Annotated in this window: 22 protein-coding genes; 14 read left to right on the top strand and 8 right to left on the bottom strand. The window is 71.2% G+C overall.

Features of this window, described 5'->3' with window-relative positions:
* Positions 1-198: 198 nt before the first annotated feature.
* The gene (locus ACFVZH_RS32635) at positions 199-603 is read left to right on the top strand and encodes a hypothetical protein (protein ID WP_384903052.1); all 405 of its coding nucleotides are present in this window, start codon (positions 199-201) and stop codon (positions 601-603) included.
* Here ACFVZH_RS32635 and ACFVZH_RS32630 read toward each other — a convergent pair.
* Positions 554-1,261 (bottom strand): FadR/GntR family transcriptional regulator, encoded by a 708-nt coding sequence (locus ACFVZH_RS32630; RefSeq protein WP_384903050.1) that lies wholly within the window; start codon positions 1,259-1,261, stop codon positions 554-556. The two genes, ACFVZH_RS32635 and ACFVZH_RS32630, sit on opposite strands and share 50 nt — an antisense overlap.
* Positions 1,262-1,324: 63 nt before the next feature.
* On the opposite strand from ACFVZH_RS32630, the gene ACFVZH_RS32625 reads away from it, so the two are divergent.
* From ACFVZH_RS32625 to ACFVZH_RS32610, 4 genes are all read left to right on the top strand, one after another.
* The gene (locus ACFVZH_RS32625) at positions 1,325-2,743 is read left to right on the top strand and encodes a CynX/NimT family MFS transporter (protein WP_384903048.1); all 1,419 of its coding nucleotides are present in this window, start codon (positions 1,325-1,327) and stop codon (positions 2,741-2,743) included.
* Positions 2,744-2,760: 17 nt separating this feature from the next.
* Positions 2,761-2,877, top strand: coding sequence for an SGM_5486 family transporter-associated protein (locus tag ACFVZH_RS32620; protein WP_367828203.1), 117 nt, complete (start codon positions 2,761-2,763; stop codon positions 2,875-2,877).
* A gap of 179 nt (positions 2,878-3,056) precedes the next feature.
* Positions 3,057-3,260 carry a hypothetical protein gene (locus ACFVZH_RS32615; RefSeq protein WP_384903046.1) on the top strand — a complete coding sequence of 68 codons (204 nt, stop codon included), beginning with the start codon at positions 3,057-3,059 and terminating at the stop codon, positions 3,258-3,260.
* 35 nt (positions 3,261-3,295) lie between these two features.
* Complete coding sequence (locus tag ACFVZH_RS32610; protein WP_384903044.1) at positions 3,296-3,814, top strand: SixA phosphatase family protein; 519 nt, start codon at positions 3,296-3,298, stop codon at positions 3,812-3,814.
* Between the two features lie 148 nt (positions 3,815-3,962).
* Here ACFVZH_RS32610 and serB read toward each other — a convergent pair whose 3' ends face one another.
* Positions 3,963-5,177, bottom strand: a complete 1,215-nt coding sequence (serB, locus tag ACFVZH_RS32605) for a phosphoserine phosphatase SerB (RefSeq protein WP_384903042.1) — start codon at positions 5,175-5,177, stop codon at positions 3,963-3,965.
* A 242-nt stretch (positions 5,178-5,419) separates the two neighbouring features.
* Between serB and ACFVZH_RS32600 the strand changes: the two genes are divergently transcribed.
* Complete coding sequence (locus ACFVZH_RS32600; RefSeq protein ID WP_384903040.1) at positions 5,420-7,978, top strand: FHA domain-containing protein; 2,559 nt, start codon at positions 5,420-5,422, stop codon at positions 7,976-7,978.
* 79 nt (positions 7,979-8,057) lie between these two features.
* On the opposite strand, the gene ACFVZH_RS32595 is transcribed toward ACFVZH_RS32600, so the two are convergent.
* The gene (locus ACFVZH_RS32595; RefSeq protein WP_384903038.1) at positions 8,058-8,834 is read right to left on the bottom strand and encodes a transglycosylase SLT domain-containing protein; all 777 of its coding nucleotides are present in this window, start codon (positions 8,832-8,834) and stop codon (positions 8,058-8,060) included.
* A 428-nt stretch (positions 8,835-9,262) separates the two neighbouring features.
* Here ACFVZH_RS32595 and ACFVZH_RS32590 point away from each other — a divergent pair, with 428 nt between their 5' ends.
* From ACFVZH_RS32590 to ACFVZH_RS32580, 3 genes are all read left to right on the top strand, one after another.
* On the top strand, positions 9,263-10,408 hold the full coding sequence (locus ACFVZH_RS32590) for a GAF domain-containing sensor histidine kinase (RefSeq protein WP_384903036.1): 1,146 nt from the start codon (positions 9,263-9,265) through the stop codon (positions 10,406-10,408).
* Positions 10,401-11,045 (top strand): response regulator, encoded by a 645-nt coding sequence (locus ACFVZH_RS32585; protein WP_384903033.1) that lies wholly within the window; start codon positions 10,401-10,403, stop codon positions 11,043-11,045. Before ACFVZH_RS32590 ends, ACFVZH_RS32585 begins: the two co-directional genes overlap by 8 nt.
* A gap of 152 nt (positions 11,046-11,197) precedes the next feature.
* Positions 11,198-11,443, top strand: a complete 246-nt coding sequence (locus ACFVZH_RS32580; protein ID WP_384903031.1) for a chaplin — start codon at positions 11,198-11,200, stop codon at positions 11,441-11,443.
* A gap of 147 nt (positions 11,444-11,590) precedes the next feature.
* Here ACFVZH_RS32580 and ACFVZH_RS32575 read toward each other — a convergent pair whose 3' ends face one another.
* On the bottom strand, positions 11,591-12,382 hold the full coding sequence (locus ACFVZH_RS32575) for a hypothetical protein (protein ID WP_384903029.1): 792 nt from the start codon (positions 12,380-12,382) through the stop codon (positions 11,591-11,593).
* 135 nt (positions 12,383-12,517) lie between these two features.
* Here ACFVZH_RS32575 and ACFVZH_RS32570 point away from each other — a divergent pair, with 135 nt between their 5' ends.
* The 4 genes from ACFVZH_RS32570 (at position 12,518) to ACFVZH_RS32555 (ending at position 15,719) form a co-directional block, all read left to right on the top strand.
* A complete protein-coding gene (locus tag ACFVZH_RS32570; protein ID WP_384903027.1) occupies positions 12,518-13,315 on the top strand; it encodes an ABC transporter ATP-binding protein in 798 nt (265 codons plus the stop codon).
* A gap of 76 nt (positions 13,316-13,391) precedes the next feature.
* A complete protein-coding gene (locus ACFVZH_RS32565) occupies positions 13,392-13,820 on the top strand; it encodes an NfeD family protein (RefSeq protein WP_384903025.1) in 429 nt (142 codons plus the stop codon).
* Between the two features lie 93 nt (positions 13,821-13,913).
* A complete protein-coding gene (locus ACFVZH_RS32560) occupies positions 13,914-14,852 on the top strand; it encodes an SPFH domain-containing protein (protein WP_384903023.1) in 939 nt (312 codons plus the stop codon).
* Positions 14,853-14,945: 93 nt separating this feature from the next.
* Positions 14,946-15,719 carry a sulfite exporter TauE/SafE family protein gene (locus ACFVZH_RS32555; RefSeq protein WP_384903021.1) on the top strand — a complete coding sequence of 258 codons (774 nt, stop codon included), beginning with the start codon at positions 14,946-14,948 and terminating at the stop codon, positions 15,717-15,719.
* Between the two features lie 78 nt (positions 15,720-15,797).
* Here the strand turns inward: ACFVZH_RS32555 and ACFVZH_RS32550 are convergent, their stop codons facing one another.
* The 3 genes from ACFVZH_RS32550 to ACFVZH_RS32540 all read right to left on the bottom strand — a co-directional run bounded on the left by ACFVZH_RS32550 (position 15,798) and on the right by ACFVZH_RS32540 (position 17,848).
* A complete protein-coding gene (locus tag ACFVZH_RS32550) occupies positions 15,798-16,304 on the bottom strand; it encodes an HNH endonuclease (RefSeq protein WP_384903019.1) in 507 nt (168 codons plus the stop codon).
* 165 nt (positions 16,305-16,469) lie between these two features.
* Positions 16,470-17,009 (bottom strand): YbhB/YbcL family Raf kinase inhibitor-like protein, encoded by a 540-nt coding sequence (locus ACFVZH_RS32545; RefSeq protein WP_384903017.1) that lies wholly within the window; start codon positions 17,007-17,009, stop codon positions 16,470-16,472.
* Between the two features lie 56 nt (positions 17,010-17,065).
* A complete protein-coding gene (locus tag ACFVZH_RS32540) occupies positions 17,066-17,848 on the bottom strand; it encodes a sporulation protein (protein WP_384903015.1) in 783 nt (260 codons plus the stop codon).
* Between the two features lie 76 nt (positions 17,849-17,924).
* Between ACFVZH_RS32540 and ACFVZH_RS32535 the strand changes: the two genes are divergently transcribed.
* On the top strand, positions 17,925-18,587 hold the full coding sequence (locus tag ACFVZH_RS32535) for a DNA-3-methyladenine glycosylase (protein WP_384903014.1): 663 nt from the start codon (positions 17,925-17,927) through the stop codon (positions 18,585-18,587).
* 127 nt (positions 18,588-18,714) lie between these two features.
* On the opposite strand, the gene ACFVZH_RS32530 is transcribed toward ACFVZH_RS32535, so the two are convergent.
* Positions 18,715-18,936 (bottom strand): hypothetical protein (locus ACFVZH_RS32530; protein WP_384903012.1); only part of this gene is annotated, 222 nt, incomplete at its 5' end.

Below are 18,936 nucleotides of genomic sequence, written 5' to 3'. Positions count from 1 at the left end.
GGGGGGGCCGCGGCCGTGGTCGTGTTCCCCCCCCCCCCCGCCCTGCCGGCGCTGGGGGGGGGGGCCCCCCCCCCCCCGCGCCCCCCCCCACGGCCCTCGCCGTTCCGCAACTCCTGCCCGACTCGAAAAGTCGCGCGAATCACCCCAGACTGGTGCGCAGCGTGATGTTCCTGCTGCTGACGGGGAGGAGGTACGGGCATGCGTGCGATACGCCAGGGGTTCGGCGCGTTCGCCACCGTCGCCGTCCTGCTCACCGGGATCGCCGTCGCCGACGAGGTGCGCACCGCACCCGCGCCGGCCGAGGAGCTTCCCGCCACCGCCTCGGCGGCCGGGGAGCCGGAGGTCTTCGAAGCGTCCTGCCGGACCCTCGTCGAGGGCTCCCGCGTCACCGCCCACTGCCAGAACCCGTACCCGCGCACCGACCGCGTCAGCCTGCACGTCGAGTGCGACCGCTGGTGGGACGTCGACACCGACAGCGCCCCCGTGGAGGTCGGCCCCGCCGACTACGCCCAGATCACCGGCCGCTGCTGGAAGGAGGTGCGGTCCGCGTGGATCACGCACCAGCCGGCGGACCGGGCTCCGGAGCCGGCTCCGCGCTCCTGAGGCACTGGAAGGGGTAGCCGGCCGCCTCCGTGCCGGCCCGCTCGGCGTCGCCCTCCCGGATCGCGTCCACCAGACGCGCGTGGTCCATGTGGTTCCCCGGCAGGAGCACCCGTCCCACGTCGCCGCGCAGCCAGTCCCGCAGCAGATCGCCCAGGTCCGCGTAGAGCTCCGTCAGCACCTCGTTGCCCGAGGCGGCGACGACCGCGTGGTGGAAGGCGGCGTCGACGGCCACGAACCGCTCCGCGTCCCCGGACTCCCAGGCTTCCTCGCGCCGTCCGAGCAGGGCGTCGAGCTGCTTCAGGTCGCGCTCCGTGCGGCGTTCCGCGGCGAAGCGGGCCGCGGCGGACTCCAGGGTCGAGCGCAGCTCGGCGACGTGCCGGGGGTCGGAGCCCGCGAAGCGCCGGTGCATGACGCCCGCCAGCTCGCTGGTGGCGATCACGTACGTCCCCGAGCCCTGACGGATGTCGAGGAGCCCGTTGTGCGCGAGCGCCCGGACGGCCTCGCGCACCGTGTTGCGGGCCACGCCCAGCTGCTCGACCAGCTCGGGTTCGGTCGGGATGCGCGAACCCACCGGCCACTCGCCGGAGGTGATCTGGTTGCGCAGCTCGGCGATCACCTGGTCGGAGAGACCGGAGCGCCGGGGGTGACCGAGGGCCATGGAGCACCTTCCTGTTCGTTCGAGATTGGACAACCAATCATCCCATGATTCTATGATGCCCCCATGCCTGACGAGCCGAAGACCCTCGACCCCGCCGCACCGCCGGCCCGCACCACCGCTTCGGCGGCCGCCACCGCACCGACCGCCACCACGGCGCCGACCGGAACGACCGCCACCGCCGCGGAACCCTCCGTACCGGCAGGCACCGGCCGGCCCGGCTCGACGCGCCCGTCCCCGGCCGCCCCCGCGTCCTCGGCGACCCAGGCCCCGGCCGCCCCCGGCCCCCGCTGGACCCTCGCGCTCGTCACCGTCGGACTCGTCCTGGCCGCGCTCAACCTGCGCCCGGCCATCACCAGCTTCGGCGCCCTCCTGGAGGACGTCAGCGACGGCCTCCACATGAGCGGCAGCGTCGCCGGCGTCCTGACCTCGGTCCCGCCGCTCTGCTTCGCGGTCTTCGGCATCACCGCCCCGCGCCTCGCCCGCCGTTTCGGCCCCGCCGCCGTCGTCTGCGCGGGCATGGCCGCGATCTTCACGGGCCTCGTCGTCCGGCCCTTCGCCACCGGCACCGTCGGCTTCCTCGCCGCCAGCGCCCTCGCCCTCATGGGCATCGCCGTCAGCAACGTCCTGATGCCCGTCATCGTCAAGCGGTACTTCCCCGACCGCGTCGGCAGCATGACCGGCCTGTACTCCATGGCGCTCGCTCTCGGCACCTCCCTCGCCGCGGCCGCCACCGTCCCGATGACCGCCGCCCTCGGCGGCGACTGGCGCCTGGGCCTCGGTGTCTGGGCGGCCCTCGCCGCCCTCGCCGTCCTGCCCTGGATCCCGCTCCTGCGCGACCGCGGCCGCGTCGGCGCCACCGGGCGTACGGGGGAGAGGGCCGCCGCCGCGGAGACCGGCGCACCGCCGCGCGTCGCCCGCAGCCGCACCGCCTGGGCACTCGGCTGCTTCTTCGGCCTCCAGGCCACCGGCGCCTACATCACCATGGGCTGGATGCCGCAGATCTTCCGCGACGCCGGCGTCCCCGCCTCGACCGCGGGCGTCCTGCTCGCCGTGACCATGGTCATGGGCGTCCCGCTCGCCTTCGTCATCCCCCGGCTCGCCACCCGGATGAAGAACCAGGGCCCGATCGTCGTCGCCCTCGGCCTCTGCGGCCTCGGCGGCTACACCGGCCTCTTCTTCGCCCCGGCCGCCGGAGCCTGGGCCTGGGCCCTGCTGCTCGGCGTCTCCAACTGCGCCTTCCCGCTCGCCCTCACGATGATCGGCATGCGCTCGCGCACCGGCGCCGGAGTCGTCCGTCTCTCCGCCTTCGCGCAGAGCGTCGGCTACCTCATCTCCATCCCCGGCCCCCTCCTCGTCGGCGTGCTCTACCAGCACAGCGGCGGCTGGGGACTGCCGATCGCGCTCATGGGCGGACTGATGGTGCCGCAGATGATCATCGGTTCCCTGGCGGGGCGGGACCGGACCGTGGAGGACGAATGCTGAGATGCGAGACTGGTCCCATGCCAGTCCTCGAACCCAACCCCCCGAACGGCCAGAAGAAGCTGCTCGTCGTGCTCGGCGCGATGCTCGGCATCACGGTCGTGATCGCCGTCATAGCCTCCGCCTTCTCGCCGTGACGCAGCCGTGGGACAGCCGTGACGTCCGGTGAGCCCCGCGAGGGGTGGGGCTAACCCCCGCATCCCCTAGGGGGTGAGTGTCAGGGTGAAGTGGGTGGATCACCGGATGGGCCGCCCGCCCCGCGATCCGTACGTTGGAGACAACAGGGAAAGCGGACAACTCACCCCCGGAGGCGGCCATGTCGGCCCGAACACACCCTCGCGTCGGGCCCACGACGGCCGGCGTCGACACCCGGCTCCCGTGGTGGGCCCTCGTCCTGCCCGTGGCCGCTTTCGCCGCCCTCCTGCTGCTCATCGCCGGGCCGAGTGAGGCCGGTGCGACCGCCGGTGACCTGGGGGTCGGCCGGGTTCTGGACCACCTCCAGCAAACGTTCTCTCTCTGAGTCGCCGCGAGCGGTTTCGTGCGAAGCTGTTGACCATGAGCGTCGATACACCTCGCAGGATCGTGCTGCTCCGACACGCGAAGGCCGACTGGAACGGCGAGTCCGACCACGAGCGACCCCTCGCCGACCGGGGCCGCAAGGACGCCCCCGTGGCGGGCCGCAGGCTCGCCGGCACCGGCATCGCCATCGACCTGGCCCTCTGCTCGACCGCCGCCAGAACCCGGGAGACCTGGAAGCTGGCCGTGTCGGAACTCCCGGAGCGCCCCCGGACGGTCTACGAGGAGCGGCTGTACGAGGCGTCGGTCGGCGAACTCGTCGCGCTGCTCAACGAGACCTCGGACGAGGTGTCCAACCTCCTGGTCATCGGTCACAACCCCGGGATGCACGGGCTCGCCGAGGTCCTCGCGGGCGACAGCGAGGGGGACACGCTGCCCCGCATGAACCGCAGCGGCTTCCCGACCTCGGCCTTCGCCGTCCTCGCCTTCAACGGCTCCTGGAAGTCCGTGGAGCCCGGCTCCACCCGCCTCGTCGACTTCTGGGTCCCCCACCCCTGACCCGTACGACTGCCCCGTACAGCCGACGCGTACGGCCGACGCGTACATCCGGCCCGTACATCCGGCCCGTACGGCCGGTCAGCACGCTCCCCGTACGGGAAAGGGCCCGGCCGTCGCACGACGACCGGGCCCTTTCGCGTGCCGGGGCTCAGTGCAGCAGCTCCTCGCCGCCGTCCGCCGCCTCGACCTCCTCGCGCGTGATGCCGAGCAGGTACAGCACGGTGTCCAGGAAGGGCACGTTCACCGCCGTGTCGGCGGCCCGGCGCACCACCGGCTTGGCGTTGAACGCCACGCCGAGCCCGGCCGCGTTCAGCATGTCCAGGTCGTTGGCCCCGTCGCCGATCGCCACGGTCTGCGCCAGCGGCACACCCGCCTCGGTGGCGAACCGGCGCAGCAGCCGCGCCTTGCCCGCGCGGTCCACGATCTCGCCCGTCACCCGTCCGGTCAGCTTGCCGTCCACGATCTCCAGGGTGTTGGCCGAGGCGAAGTCGAGCCCCAGCCGCTCCTTCAGATCGTCGGTGACCTGCGTGAACCCGCCGGAGACGACACCCACCTGGTAGCCGAGCCGCTTGAGCGTACGGATCAGGGTCCGGGCCCCCGGCGTCAGCCGCACCTCGGCACGGACCTTGTCGACCACCGAGGCGTCGAGGCCGGCCAGCAGCTCCACCCGCGCGTGCAGGGACTGCTCGAAGTCCAGCTCGCCGCGCATCGCCGCCGCCGTCACCTCGGCGACCTTGTCCTCGCAGCCGGCGTGCGCCGCGAAGAGCTCGATCACCTCGTCCTGGATCAGCGTCGAGTCGACGTCCATCACGACCAGCCGCTGGGCGCGCCGGTGCAGTCCGGCGGAGACCACGGCCACGTCGACCCCGATGGAGTGCGCCTCGACGGCGAGGGCCGTCCGCAGCGGCTCGGTCTCACAGCCGGAGACCGCGAACTCGACGGCGGTCACCGGGTACTTCGCGAGGCGGAAGACGCGGTCGATGTTGCCGCCGGCCTCCGCGATCCGGGCCGCTATGGCCGCCGTCTGCTCCGCGGTCAGGGGGTTGCCGAGCACCGTGACGTGGGAGCGTCCCTCGCCACGCGGCCGGTTGTCGCCGGTGCCGGAGATGATCTCGGCCTGGAGCTTGAGCGACTCGGCCCAGCTGTGCACCGTGGCCCTGAGTTCGCCCGCCGAGGCGACGGTCGGCTCCGTGACGAGCGCGCACAGGACGAGGCGGCCGCGGGAGACCACCTGCTCGATGTCCACGACGTCGACGGAGTAGGCGGCGAGGGTGTCGAAGAGTCCCGCGGTGATCCCGGGACGGTCCTTCCCGAAGATCTTGACGAGAAGGGTGGGAACGTCTGAGGTCTGCGATGCGCTCATGGTGGTTCCACCGTATCGGGCACGGCGTGCCACCTGACCCCCCGTCCCGCGTAGCGGACACCCGGGTGGTCGCGGGCTTGCCTCCGAAGGGGTTCCGCGGGGTCCGGCGGGGCGCCGGGGGGAGCCTGCGCCGGGTCTTCACGCTGCCCGACTTTCGGAGAGGGGACCGGGCCTGAAATAGTTCCCCCGGATGTTCACCATCCCTGGGCTCCCCGCGACGGGGGTACATCGGGGGACAAGTAGTGGGGCGTGGAGTGCCAGAACTCGTACTGGAATTGAATGGAAGGACCTGGACCCTCGACCCGTCCAGGTCGTACACCCTGGGCCGTGATCCGCAGGGTGACCTGGTCATCGACGACGCCAGGGTCTCGTGGCGCCACGCCACGATCAGCTGGGGCGGCCGGAGCTGGGTCATCGAGGACCACGGCTCCACCAACGGCACGTTCGTCCAGGGGCAGCGGATCCACCAGATGGAGATCGCCCCCGGCTCGGCCGTCCACCTCGGCAACGCGACCGACGGCCCGCGGCTCAATCTCGCCGCCGGAGCCCAGGCCGCGCCGCAGGCACAGCAGCAGGCGCAGCAGCCGCCGGTGGCCCAGCCGGTGGCGGCGCACCAGGCCGCCGACCAGGCCGCCGCCCAGGCGGAATGGGTCACGCAGGGGCCGCCGCAGCAGCAGGGCTGGCAGCAGCCGCCCGCGCAGCCGCAGTTCCCGCACCAGCAGGGCGCCCCGCAGGGCGCGCAGGGTCACCAGGGGCACGGCGCCGCCGCGGGGGCGTCGTCGGCCTACGCCGACCGCAGCCCGACCACGTTCCACCAGCTGTCGCTGGGCCATGTCATGCGCATCGGCCGTGCCCTGGAGAACGAACTGGTCGTCTCCGACCTCCAGGTCTCCCGGAACCACGCCGAGTTCCACGCGACGCCCGACGGCCGCTTCGAGATCCGCGACCTCGGCTCGCACAACGGCACGTACGTCAACGGTCAGCCGATCGCCAAGGGCGGCACGGCCCTCCTCGGCCCGCAGGACATCGTCGGCGTCGGCCACTCGACGTTCCGGATCGTCGGCGGCCAGCTGGAAGAGTTCGTCGACACCGGCTCGGTGTCCTTCTCGGCCCGCCACCTCACGGTCACCGTCGAGGGCGGCAAGCAGATCCTCAAGGACGTCACCTTCGGCGTCCCCGAGAAGTCGCTGATCGGCGTCATCGGTCCGTCCGGCTCCGGAAAGTCCACGCTGCTCAAGGCGCTGACCGGATACCGCCCGGCCAACGAGGGCGACGTCCTCTACGACAACCGCAGCCTCTACAAGCAGTTCGCCGAGCTGCGCCAGCGCATCGGTCTGGTCCCGCAGGACGACATCCTGCACAAGGAGCTGACCGTCCAGAAGGCGCTGCGCTACGCGGCCAAGCTCCGCTTCCCCGGCGACACCGCCACGGTCGAGCGCGAGGCCCGCATCGACGAGGTGCTGCGCGAGCTCAAGCTCGACATCCACAAGGAGAAGAGGGTCACCTCCCTCTCCGGTGGCCAGCGCAAGCGTGTCTCCGTCGCCCTGGAGCTCCTCACCAAGCCCTCGCTGATCTTCCTGGACGAGCCGACCTCCGGCCTCGACCCGGGCATGGACCGCGACGTCATGCAGCTGCTCCGCGGTCTCGCGGACGACGGTCGCACGGTCCTGGTCGTCACCCACTCGGTGGCCGAGCTGGGCCTCTGCGACAAGCTTCTCGTCATGGCGCCCGGCGGCTCGGTGGCGTACTTCGGTCCGCCGGAGGAGGCGCTGAACTTCTTCGGCTACTCCACCTGGGCCGACGTCTTCTCCGCCTTCGAGAACTACCGCGACTATGACTGGGCGGGCCGCTGGAAGGGCTCGCAGCACTACCAGATGTACGCTGCGGACATCGACGCCGTCGCCGCCCAGCCCGTCCAGATGCCGCAGCAGGCGATGTCCCGCCCGCCGAAGCCGCAGGGCTGGGGTTCCCAGCTGTGGACCCTGATCCGCCGCTACGTCTCGGTGATCGCCTCCGACAAGGGCTTCCTGGGTCTGATGGTGATCCTGCCGGCCGTCCTCGGCGCGGTCTCGGTCGTCATCCCCGCCGACTTCGGCCTGGGCTCCCCGAAGCCGCCGTCCCGCTTCAACGGCGACGCCGGCACGATCATGCTGATCCTCGCGGTCGGCATGTGCTTCAGCGGCGCCGCCAACTCCGTACGAGAACTGATCAAGGAACGGGTCATCTACGAACGGGAGCGCGCCACCGGCCTCTCCCGCTCGGCCTACCTGATGTCCAAGGTCATCGTGCTCGGCCTGATCACGGCCTTCCAGGGCGTCATCATCTGCGGCATCGGCTTCTCCACCCGGGCGCTGCCGGAAGAGGGCCTCCTCATGCCCCCGGCCGTCGAGCTGTGCGTCCAGGTCATCGCCCTCGGCCTGACCTCGATGATGTTCGGCCTGGTCATCTCGGCCCTGGTGAAGACCGCCGAGAAGACCATGCCGCTCCTGGTCATGTTCGCGATCATCCAGGTCGTCTTCACCGGCATCCTGTTCCAGGTGTACGGCTCCCCGGGCCTGGAGCAGTTCGCCTGGCTGATGCCCTCCCGCTGGGCCATCGCCGGCGCCGGCACCACGCTCGACCTGGCCCGCCTCATGCCGCCGTGGGACCACAAGAACCCCACCGACACCGACCCGCTGTGGGAGCACACGGTCGGCCAGTGGAGCCTGGACCTCGGCATCCAGCTCCTGATGGCCGTCGTCTGCTGCGTCGTCGTGGCGCGGCTGCTGCGGCGCCACGAGCCCGAGGTCATGCGCAAGTAGCGGGACCCCGCGGTACGCCGATGGGCGGCATCCCCTGTGCGGGGTGCCGCCCTTCGGCGTACGGGGGTGCGACAGCGGATCAGTACGCGCTGTTGACGTTGTCGATCGAGCCGTAGCGGTCGGCCGCGTAGTTGGCGGCGGCGACGATGTTGGCGACCGGGTCGTACTGGTCGAACGCGGTGCCGGGCACGTGGTACGTCTTGAAGGTCGGGTAGATGACCTGGAGCAGACCCTTGGACGGGATGCCGTTGATGGCGTTGATGTCCCAGTTGTTGATGGCCCGCGGGTTGCCGCTGGACTCGCGCATGATGTTCTTGTGCAGGCCGTTGTAGCTGCCCGGGATGTCGTGCTTGTCCATAATGAACAGCGCCTCGCGGATCCAGCCGTCGAGGTTGTTCGCGAAGACGGGGGTGCGGGCGACGGAACGGCTCGCGGCCGCCTTCTCCGCGGCGCGCTTCTTCGCCGCGGCCTTGGCCCTGGCCTCCGCCTTGGCCTTCGCGTCGGCCTTGGCCTTGGCGGCGGCCTTCGCCTTCGCGTCGGCCTTGGCCTTCGCGTCCGCCTTCGCCTTGGCGGCGGCCTTGGCCTTCGCCTCGGCCTCCTGCTTGGCCTTCAGGCCGATGGTGGTCTGCTGCTCGGTGACGCTGGCGGCCAGCGCCTTCGCCTGCGGGCTGGCCGCGTCGTACGACCAGGCGACCTGCTGCGTGCCCGAGAGGGCCTGCGGCTCGGTCTCGGTGGCGCCGTTGCCCGGCACCAGGGAGAGGGTGAGGGCTGCGGCGCCCAGGGCGGCGACGCCGGCGATCGTGGCCTTGTGGGTCTTCTTCAGACCACGAATGTGGCCAGGGGTGTTCGCAGACATAACGGACTACCTCTTCGAATCGCTGGGGGTCGCTCGGCCGGGGCGGCGCTGCGCCTTCTTCGGCGGCGACGAGGGCAATTCTTAGCGGCCGCAAAATGCCGTGGCAAAGGTGTGACGTACGATCCCGGGTAGTGGATCAGGGGCCGGTGCACGGGCCACCGACACCCCCTGGAACCCTGCCCCCAAAGCCCTTGCCGGGGTCGGAACATCCACTAGCGCGCTTCGTAAGTGACGTGAGTCCTATGCCCGGGCTCACATCGGCCCCGTAGCAACCTCACCGGGCGTTGCTCAAGCAATGCGCACAGTGAGCCGCCTCCCACTCAAGGAGGAGACGGCCCGCCCCGGCCCTGCGACCTAGGTCCCCCGTCCCCCCCGCCGCCGTCCCCGGACGGATACGGACGGTCACATCCCGCCGGTACGGTGAACATATGAGCCATCGACCGAGCTCCGGCCTGGCCGCCGTGAGCACCGCCCTGCTCGCGATGAGCCGCCGCCTGGAGGTCCGCGACGTCCTCAAGACGATCGTCGCCTCCGCCCGCGAGCTCCTCGACGCCGAGTACGCGGCCCTGGGCGTCCCCGACGACCACGGCGGCTTCGCCCAGTTCGTGGTCGACGGCGTGAGCGAGGAGCAGTGGAAGGCGATCGGGCCGCTGCCCCGGCAGCACGGCATCCTCGCCGCCATGCTCCGGAAGGCCGAGACCGAACGGCTCGCCGACGTCCGCCTCGACCCCCGGTTCGAGGGCTGGCCGGCCGCCCACCCCGAGATGTCCGACTTCCTCGGCCTCCCCGTCCGGGACGGCGACGAGATCCTCGGCGCCCTCTTCCTCGCCAACAAGCGCTGCGCCAAGGAGAGCGGCGGCTGCGGCTTCACCGCCGAGGACGAGGAGCTGCTCTCGATCCTCGCCCAGCACGCGGCCATCGCCCTCACCAACGCGCGCCTGTACGAGCGCAGCCGCGAGCTCACCATCGCCGAGGAGCGCTCCCGCCTCGCCCACGAGCTGCACGACGCCGTCAGCCAGAAGCTCTTCTCGCTCCGGTTGACCGCCCAGGCCGCCGCGGCCCTCGTCGACCGAGATCCGGCCCGCGCCAAGGTCGAGCTCCAGCAGGTCGCCACGCTCGCCGCCGAGGCCGCCGACGAGCTGCGCGCCGCCGTCGTCGAGCTCCGCCCCGCGGCCCTGGACGAGGACGGCCTCGTCCATACCCTCCGCACCCAGATCCAGGTCCTCGACCGCGCCCACACCGCCCGGGTCACCTTCGACGGCCAGGGCACCCGGGCCCTGCCGGCCGCCCAGGAGGAGGCCGTGCTCCGGGTCGCCCAGGAGGCCCTGCACAACGCCCTGCGGCACGCGGACGCCGGACGGGTCACCGTCACCCTCGCCCGCAGCGGCCAGGGAGCGCGGCTCACCGTCACCGACGACGGCAAGGGATTCGACCCGCGTACGGTCCGCAGCGCCGGGCGCCACCTCGGCCTCGTCTCCATGCGGGACCGGGCGAGCGGCGTCGGCGGAGCACTCAGCGTGACCTCGGCCCACGGCGAGGGCACCACGATCGAGATGGAGGTACCCGGTGGCTGACCGACCGATCCGAGTCCTGCTGGTCGACGACCACCAGGTCGTCCGCCGGGGCCTGCGCACCTTCCTGGAGGTACAGGACGACATCGAGGTGGTGGGGGAGGCGTCCGACGGCGCCGAAGGCGTCGCCCGCGCCGAGGAGCTCCGCCCCGACGTCGTCCTCATGGACGTGAAGATGCCCGGCACGGACGGCATCGAGGCGCTCAAGCGGCTCCGCGAGCTCGCCAACCCCGCCAGGGTCCTCGTCGTCACCAGCTTCACCGAGCAGCGCACGGTCGTCCCCGCGCTGCGCGCCGGAGCCTGCGGATACGTCTACAAGGACATCGACCCCGACGCCCTGGCCGGCGCGATCCGCTCCGTCCACGCCGGGCACGTCCTGCTCCAGCCCGAGGTCGCCGAAGCGCTCCTCGCCCAGGAGGACGCCCCCGGGGGCACGGGACGGGGCACCACGCTCACCGACCGGGAGCGCGAGGTCCTCGGCCTGATCGCCGACGGCCGCTCCAACCGCGAGATCGCCCGCGCCCTCGTCCTCTCCGAGAAGACGGTCAAGACGCACGTCTCGAACATCCTGATGAAGCTCGACCTCGCGGACCGCACACAGGCCGCCCTCTGGGCCGTACGCCACGGCCTCACCGACTGACGCGCCCCCTCGCGCGCCGGGCGCACGACCGTTCAGTCCTTCATACCGTCGTGTGTATATCCCCCGTTCGGCGTAACCCGGCGGGGGGCCCCGCGTTCTCCAGGGCGTGCTGCGGCGGACCTGCCGCGGCGATGACCAGGAGGATGTACCAAGTGAAGAACCTCAAGAAGGCCGCTGCCCTCACCATGGTCGCCGGCGGCATCGTCGCCGCCGGTGCCGGTGTCGCCTCCGCCCACGGCGGTGCCGAGGCCACGGGCAAGGCCCTCAACTCGCCGGGCGTCGCCTCCGGCAACCTGGTGCAGGTCCCGGTCCACGTCCCCGTGAACGTCTCCGGCAACACGGTCAACGTGATCGGCCTGCTCAACCCGGCCTTCGGCAACGGCGCCTTCAACGGCTGACCGCCCGCCCGCCCGCACCCCCGACCCCCGGACGATCCCCCCGGGAGCCGGGGGTGCGCCATGTCCGGGACACCCGGCCCACGGACACGGGCGGAACCCCGCCCGCTCCTGCACGAGCCCCGCGCCCCGCCCCCGGCCGGAGCGCCGTCAGAACCCCCGGTCCCGCTCCCGCTCCTCCACATACGCGTTGTACGCGGCGACCTGCGCCCGCCGGGCCACCCGCTCCACCGGCCGCAGCGCGTCCCCCCGCGCCGCCATCTCCGAGGCGCTCACCGCGCCCCCGTGCCCGTGGTCGTACGCGAGGTCCACCAGCAGGCCGATCCGCTGGGCCAGCTCCAGGACCCGGACCGCACGGGGCGGATAGCCGGGGGCGAGCACCTCGCGGCCGACCTCCGCCCGGGCCCGGTACGCCTCGCGCGCCGCGTCCGCCGCGGGACCCGCCGCCGCCACGTCGAGCCGGGTGAGGACCGTCGTCGCGTCGCGCAGCGCCTCCGCCAGTTCCCGTTCCGCCTCGCCGAGCGAGGGCACGTCCGCCGGCGGGGCCTCGCGCACCGCGAGACAGCGCCAGACGACCTCCACATGGAGATCACCCGGCGGGCCCGCCTCCGAGACCTCCGGCACGAGACCGTACGGCGCGCCGAAGCCGACCACGGCCTCCTCCGCCTCCAACGCGCGCGCGTTGAAATCGGGCGGCCCGCTCAACCCCAGCGGATGCCCCGGCGCGGGCAGCGCGACCCGCCACCCGGTCACCCCGAGCCGCCTCAGCCGACCCAGGGCCAGCGTCAGCCCCACCGGCCCCGCCTCACCCGGCAGCCCCTCCACGCGGTGCACCGCGTCCTCCCCGACAATGGCCAGCGCCGCGTCGTCCGGCGACACCGCCCCGGCCAGCAGGGCGTTGCCCCAAGCGGCCAGGCGTCCTGAGCGTGGTTCCGAAAGCATCCCCCCAGACTAGGGACTCAAAGGAAGCCCTAGGGACCGGCCCGCTCCGTCGATAACGTAGGTTTTCCCCTGGACGCCGCGCCCATCGGCGCAAGGCGACGACACGACTCGACCGCAAGGGGAGACAACGCGCTCATGAGCGATGTACTGGAGCTGGTGGACGTATCCGTGGTCCGCGACGGACGGGCTCTGGTGGACGAGGTCTCCTGGTCGGTCAAGGAGGGCGAGCGCTGGGTGATCCTCGGACCCAACGGCGCCGGCAAGACCACCCTTCTGAACATCGCCTCCAGCTACCTCTTCCCCACCAAGGGCACCGCCCGCGTCCTGGGCGAGCAGCTCGGCGGCGTCGGCACGGACGTCTTCGAACTCCGTCCCCGCATCGGCATGGCCGGCATCGCCATGGCGGAGAAGCTCCCCAAGCGCCAGACCGTCCTCGAGACCGTCCTCACCGCCGCGTACGGCATGACCGCCACCTGGCACGAGGACTACGACCCGGTCGACGAGGACCGCGCCAAGGCGTTCCTCGACCGCCTCGGCATGAACGACTACCTGGACCGGAAGTTCGGCACCCTCTCCGAGGGCGAGCGCAAGCGCACCCTGATCGCCCGCGCGATGATGACCGACCCCGAGCTCCTCCTCCTCGACGAGCCGGCGGCCGGCCTCGACCTCGGCGGCCGCGAGGACCTGGTCCGCCGCCTCGGCCGCCTCGCCCGCGACCCGTACGCCCCCTCCATGATCATGGTCACCCACCACGTCGAGGAGATCGCCCCGGGCTTCACCCACGTCCTGATGATCCGTCAGGGCAAGGTGCTCGCGGCCGGCCCCGTGGAGACCGAGCTGACCTCCCGCAACCTCTCGCGCTGCTTCGGCCTGCCGCTCGTCGTCGAGCGCGTCGGCGACCGCTGGACCGCCCACGGTCTGCCCCTGAAGTAGCCGTACGGAGCGCCGGCGTCCCGCACAGCCGCCCGCGCCCTGTCCCGGAGAGCCCCACCCGCCCTACCATGACCATGTGGACATCGACGCATGGGTCTGGTGGCTGATCGGCGCGGTGGGGCTCGGCATTCCGCTGGTCCTGACCGCGATGCCGGAGTTCGGGATGCTGTCCGTGGGAGCGGTCGCCGGGGCGGTGACCGCCGCACTCGACTTCGGCGTCGTCGCGCAGGTGCTCGTCTTCGTCGTGGTCTCGGTGGCGCTCATCGGGGTCGTACGCCCGATCGCCGCCCGCCACCGCGACCGCGGGCCCGGACTGGCCACCGGAGTCGACGCCCTGAAGGGCCGTCAGGCCGTCGTCCTGGAACGGGTCGACGGCAACGGAGGCCGTATCAAGCTCGCCGGAGAGATCTGGTCCGCGCGCACGCTCGACACCGGACAGAGCTTCGAACCGGGCGAACAGGTCGATGTCGTCGACATCGACGGGGCGACCGCAGTCGTCATGTGACCGAACCTCGCCCATGACGCTCCGCCATCTGGGAAACTCGATCATGCAAAGCCACCCGGCAGTCAACCGGCAGCGAAGGGCACGGGGAACACGATGTCAGCAGTCATCATCGTCCTGATCATTCTGGTGGTGCTCGTCTTCATCGCCCTGATCAAGACGATCCAGGTCATCCCGCAGGCGAGCGCGGCGATCGTGGAGCGCTTCGGCCGCTACACCCGCACGCTCAACGCGGGACTGAACATCGTCGTCCCGTTCATCGACTCGATCCGCAACCGGATCGACCTCCGTGAGCAGGTCGTCCCGTTCCCGCCGCAGCCGGTGATCACCCAGGACAACCTGGTCGTCAACATCGACACGGTCATCTACTACCAGGTGACCGACGCCCGGGCCGCGACCTACGAGGTCGCCAGCTATATCCAGGCGATCGAGCAGCTCACCGTCACCACCCTGCGCAACATCATCGGCGGCATGGACCTGGAGCGGACCCTCACCTCCCGCGAGGAGATCAACGCGGCCCTGCGCGGCGTCCTCGACGAGGCCACCGGCAAGTGGGGCATCCGCGTCAACCGCGTCGAGCTCAAGGCGATCGAGCCGCCGACCTCCATCCAGGACTCGATGGAGAAGCAGATGCGCGCCGAGCGCGACAAGCGCGCCGCGATCCTCACCGCCGAGGGAACCCGCCAGTCCGCGATCCTCACCGCCGAGGGCGAGAAGCAGTCCGCCATCCTCCGCGCCGAGGGCGAGTCCAAGGCCGCCGCCCTGCGCGCCGAGGGCGAGGCCCAGGCCGTCCGCACGGTCTTCGAGGCCATCCACGCCGGCGACCCCGACCAGAAGCTGCTGTCGTACCAGTACCTGCAGATGCTCCCGAAGATCGCCGAGGGCGACGCCAACAAGCTCTGGATCGTGCCCAGCGAGATCGGCGACGCCCTCAAGGGCCTCTCCGGCGCCCTCGGCAACGTGGGCGGCGGCGGCTCCGGCTTCAACGTCAAGGGCGGACCGGCCGAGCGCCGCGACGAACCCCCGGTTGACTGACACGTACACGTAATTCTTCGTGCATGATCAGTGCGAGCCCCTCGACCCTGACGACCTCAGGGCGGGGAGGCGAGCCACTGACCATGTAAGGAGATGGCGTTGTCCATCTGGGAAGCTCTGGCGGTCTTCGCCGCCGGCATCGGCGCCGGCACCATCAACACCATCGTCGGATCGGGAACGCTGATCACGTTCCCCGTCCTCCTCGCGACCGGACTCCCTCCGATCACCGCGAACGTCTCCAACGCCCTCGGCCTCGTCCCCGGCTCCATCAGCGGAGCCATCGGCTACCGCCGCGAGCTCAAGGGCCAGAAGGCCCGCATCCTCCGGCTCGGCGGCGTCGCCCTCGTCGGCGGACTCATCGGCGCGATCCTGCTCCTGGCCCTGCCGTCCAGCGCCTTCGACGCGATCGTGCCCGTGCTCATCGGCCTCGCGCTCGTCCTGGTCCTCTTCCAGCCCCGCATCGCCGCCGCCGTGCAGCGCCGGCGCGAGCAGACCGGCACCGAGGCACACCCCGACGGCGGCCCCGTCCTCCTCGTCGGCCTCCTCCTCGCCAGCATGTACGGCGGATACTTCGGCGCCGCCCAGGGAGTGCTCTACCTCTCCCTCATGGGCCTGCTGCTCCACGACACCCTGCAGCGGATCAACGCCGTCAAGAACATCCTCGGAGCCCTCGTCAACGGCGTCGCCGCCGTCTTCTTCCTCTTCGTCGCCGAGTTCGACTGGACCGCCGTCCTCCTCATCGCCGTCGGCTCCACCCTCGGCGGCCAGATCGGCGCCAAGGTCGGACGGAAGCTGCCCCCCGCCGTCCTGCGCGGAGTGATCATCGCGGTCGGCGTCGTCGCGATCCTCCAGCTGACGCTCAACTAGCCCGCCCCCGGCCGCGACAGACGGCAGGGCCCGCCTCCCCACCGGGGGGAGACGGGCCCTGCCGTACGGAACACGCGGTCACGCGGCCGCGTTGGCCAGCCACTCCGGCAGCTCCGACCGCTCGCTCGCCCGCATCGCGAGCAGCATCGCGTCCGCCGGCGTCGGCTCGAACGGCTGGTGCAGCAGCGGCATCCCCGCCTGCTCCGGCGTCCGGTCGGCCTTGCGGTGGTTGTCCTCGGCGCACGAGGCGACCGTGTTCAGCCAACTGTCCCCACCGCCCTGCGCCCGCGGCACGACATGGTCGACCGTCGTCGCCCTCCGCCCGCAGTACGCGCACCGGTGCTGGTCCCGGACCAGCACCCCCCTCCTCGACCACGGGGCCTGTCTTCGGAACGGCACCCGGACGTAGCGGCACAACCTGATCACCCGGGGCACCGGGAGATCGACGGCCGCACCTCGTACCCGGAGCTCGGGATGGGCCTGCTCGACGACGGCCTTGTCCTGCAGGACAAGCACCACCGCACGGTTGAGTGTGACCGTCGAAAGCGGCTCGAAGCTCGCGTTGAGTACCAGCGTGTCCCGCATGTTGCCCACCTCCCGTGTGCCGGCCCCAGCCCCGATGTCGGGGCTTCGGGCTTGGATCAACGATGGCCGGGCCGGCCGGGTCGGACAACGCAATTTCTCGCGAAACAAAAGATGCCCGCTTCTGATCTCTCCAAGACCAGAAGCGGGCAAACAACAAACGAACGATCAGACCGCCGCGGGAGCCGCGTACTCACCGATCAACTGGGCACGCCCCAGCGTGTGGAAGCGCAGATTGAACCCGATCGCCGCCGGCGACGCGTCACCGCCGGGACCGAGCTTCTCACCGTCCACCGCGTACACCGTGAACACATAGCGGTGCGCCGGGTCCCCGGGCGGGGGAGCGGCACCACCGAACTCCCTCGACCCGTAGTCGTTCCGGACGTGCACGGCACCGGCCGGCAACCCCTCGAACGACCCCGACCCCGCACCCACGGGCAGCTCCGTCACCGACACCGGGATGTCGAACAGCACCCAGTGCCAGAAACCGCTCCCCGTCGGGGCGTCCGGGTCGAAGCAGGTGACGGCGAAGCTCTTCGTCTCCGCCGGGAACCCCTCCCAGCGCAGCTGCGGCGAGGTGCTCCCCGCCGCGTACACCTGAGCGTCCTTCAGGACCCCGCCCGGCGCGATGTCGTCGCTCACCACCGTGAACGCCGCCACCGGCGGATGGAAGTCATGCGGGAGCGGCGCCCTCTTGCCCTCGGACACGTCGAAACCTCCGTAACGCCTGTCGCTGCCGCCTCAGCGGCATGTCCCGGCCGAGCCTAGAGCCAGTTGCGGCGCCCGCCGACCTCGGCGAGCCACTGGTTCAGATACGCCGCCCAGTCGGTCGTGTGGAAGTCGTGCAGTCCCACCTTGAAAGCCCGGAAGGAGTCGCTGCCCTCGCCGAACAGACCCGGCTTCTTGTCCATCTCCAGGACGACGTCCATCTCACGGTCGTCGGCCACGAAGCTGACCTCGACCTGGTTCAGACCCCGGTACTGCTGCGGCGCGAAGAACTCGATCTCCTGGTAGAACGGCAGCTTCTGCCGCGTCCCCCGGATGAGACCGCGCTCCATGTCGGCGCTCTTGAACCGGAAGCCCAGCTGGAGGAAGGCGTCCAGGATCGCCTGCTGCGCCGGCAGCGGGTGCACGTTGATCGGGTCCAGGTCGCCCGAGTCCACGGCCCGCGCGATCTCCAGCTCGGTCGTCACACCGATGTTCATGCCGCGCAGCTGCTGCCCGGCGACCGACGTGACCGGCGTCTCCCACGGGATCTCCAGACCGAACGGCACCACGTGCACCGCCCCGGCCTTCACCTCGAAGGCCCCGCCCAGACGCACCTTGACGAACTCGATGTCCTGCTTGTGCTCCTGGTCGCCGCCCTCGACCTCGACGCGCGCCTGCAGCCCGACCGACAGGCCCTCGATCTGCTGGTCGACGCTGCCGCCCTGGATCCGCACCTCACCCTGGACGACCCCGCCCGGGACCACGTTCTCCTCGGTGAGCACCGTCTCCACAGTGGCCCCACCGGCACCCAGGCTCGCGAGCAGCTTCTTGAATCCCATGACTTCCACTCCTTCTCAGTCCTGACCCCTCATACGCGCGACGACCGTAACCGGTTCCCCAGTACGCTCGGCCGCCATGAGCGAGAGCCCCGACCGTACGCCGCTCCCACGCACCTTCTTCGACCGCCCCGTACTGGAGGTCGCCCCCGACCTCCTGGGCCGCACGCTCGTCCGCACCACAGAGGAAGGGCGCATGGAACTGCGCCTCACCGAGGTGGAGGCGTACGCCGGCGCGATCGACCCCGGCTCGCACGCCTTCCGCGGCCGCACCGCACGCAACGCCGTCATGTTCGGTCCGCCCGGTCACGCGTACGTCTACTTCACCTACGGCATGTGGCACTGCCTGAACCTGGTCTGCGGCCCCGAGGGCGAGGCGAGCGGCGTACTGCTCCGTGCGGGGGAAATCCTGCGGGGCGCCGACCAGGCCCGCCCCCGCCGCCGCTCGGCCCGCTCCGACCACGAGCTGGCCAAGGGCCCGGCCCGCCTCGCCACCGCCCTCGACGTCGCCCTCTCCCTGAACGGCACCGACGTCTGCGCCGGTCCCGACGCCCCCCTCGCCCTCCTCACCGGCACCCCACCACCCCCCTCCCTCATCCGTACCGGCCCCCGCACCGGCGTCGGCGGCGACGGCGCCCCCCACCCCTGGCGCTTCTGGCTCCTCGACGACCGCACCGTCAGCCCCTACCGCCCCCACACACCCCGCCGACGAAGGCTTGACTCTGGCCTCCCGAGCGACTAACGTGGCCCGAGCCGCTGGAAACGGGCCTGCTTGTTCAAGCACCCCGGAGCGGCCATCCACTACTGCAAGATGATCACCCCAATCGGGGTTCATTTGAGCTTTCCGAAATTCGTTTCGAATGACTCGATTATGAGCCTCCAGGGAAATCAGCTAACGTAGTGAACACGCCGAAAGGCGAAAGGCAGCCAACAGGCCACCGGATATGAAATCCGAACCGGAAACGGAACGGAAAACGATCTGGTAAGGTTGGAAACACGAAGGGAAAGCCCGGAGGAAAGCCCGAGAGGGTGAGTACAAAGGAAGCGTCCGTTCCTTGAGAACTCAACAGCGTGCCAAAAATCAACGCCAG

It is taken from the genome of Streptomyces sp. NPDC059534 (genome assembly GCF_042743475.1).
Taxonomy (GTDB): domain Bacteria; phylum Actinomycetota; class Actinomycetes; order Streptomycetales; family Streptomycetaceae; genus Streptomyces.
The sequence above is the reverse complement of the archived record's forward strand: the minus strand, read 5'-3'. Positions and strand labels throughout refer to the sequence as shown.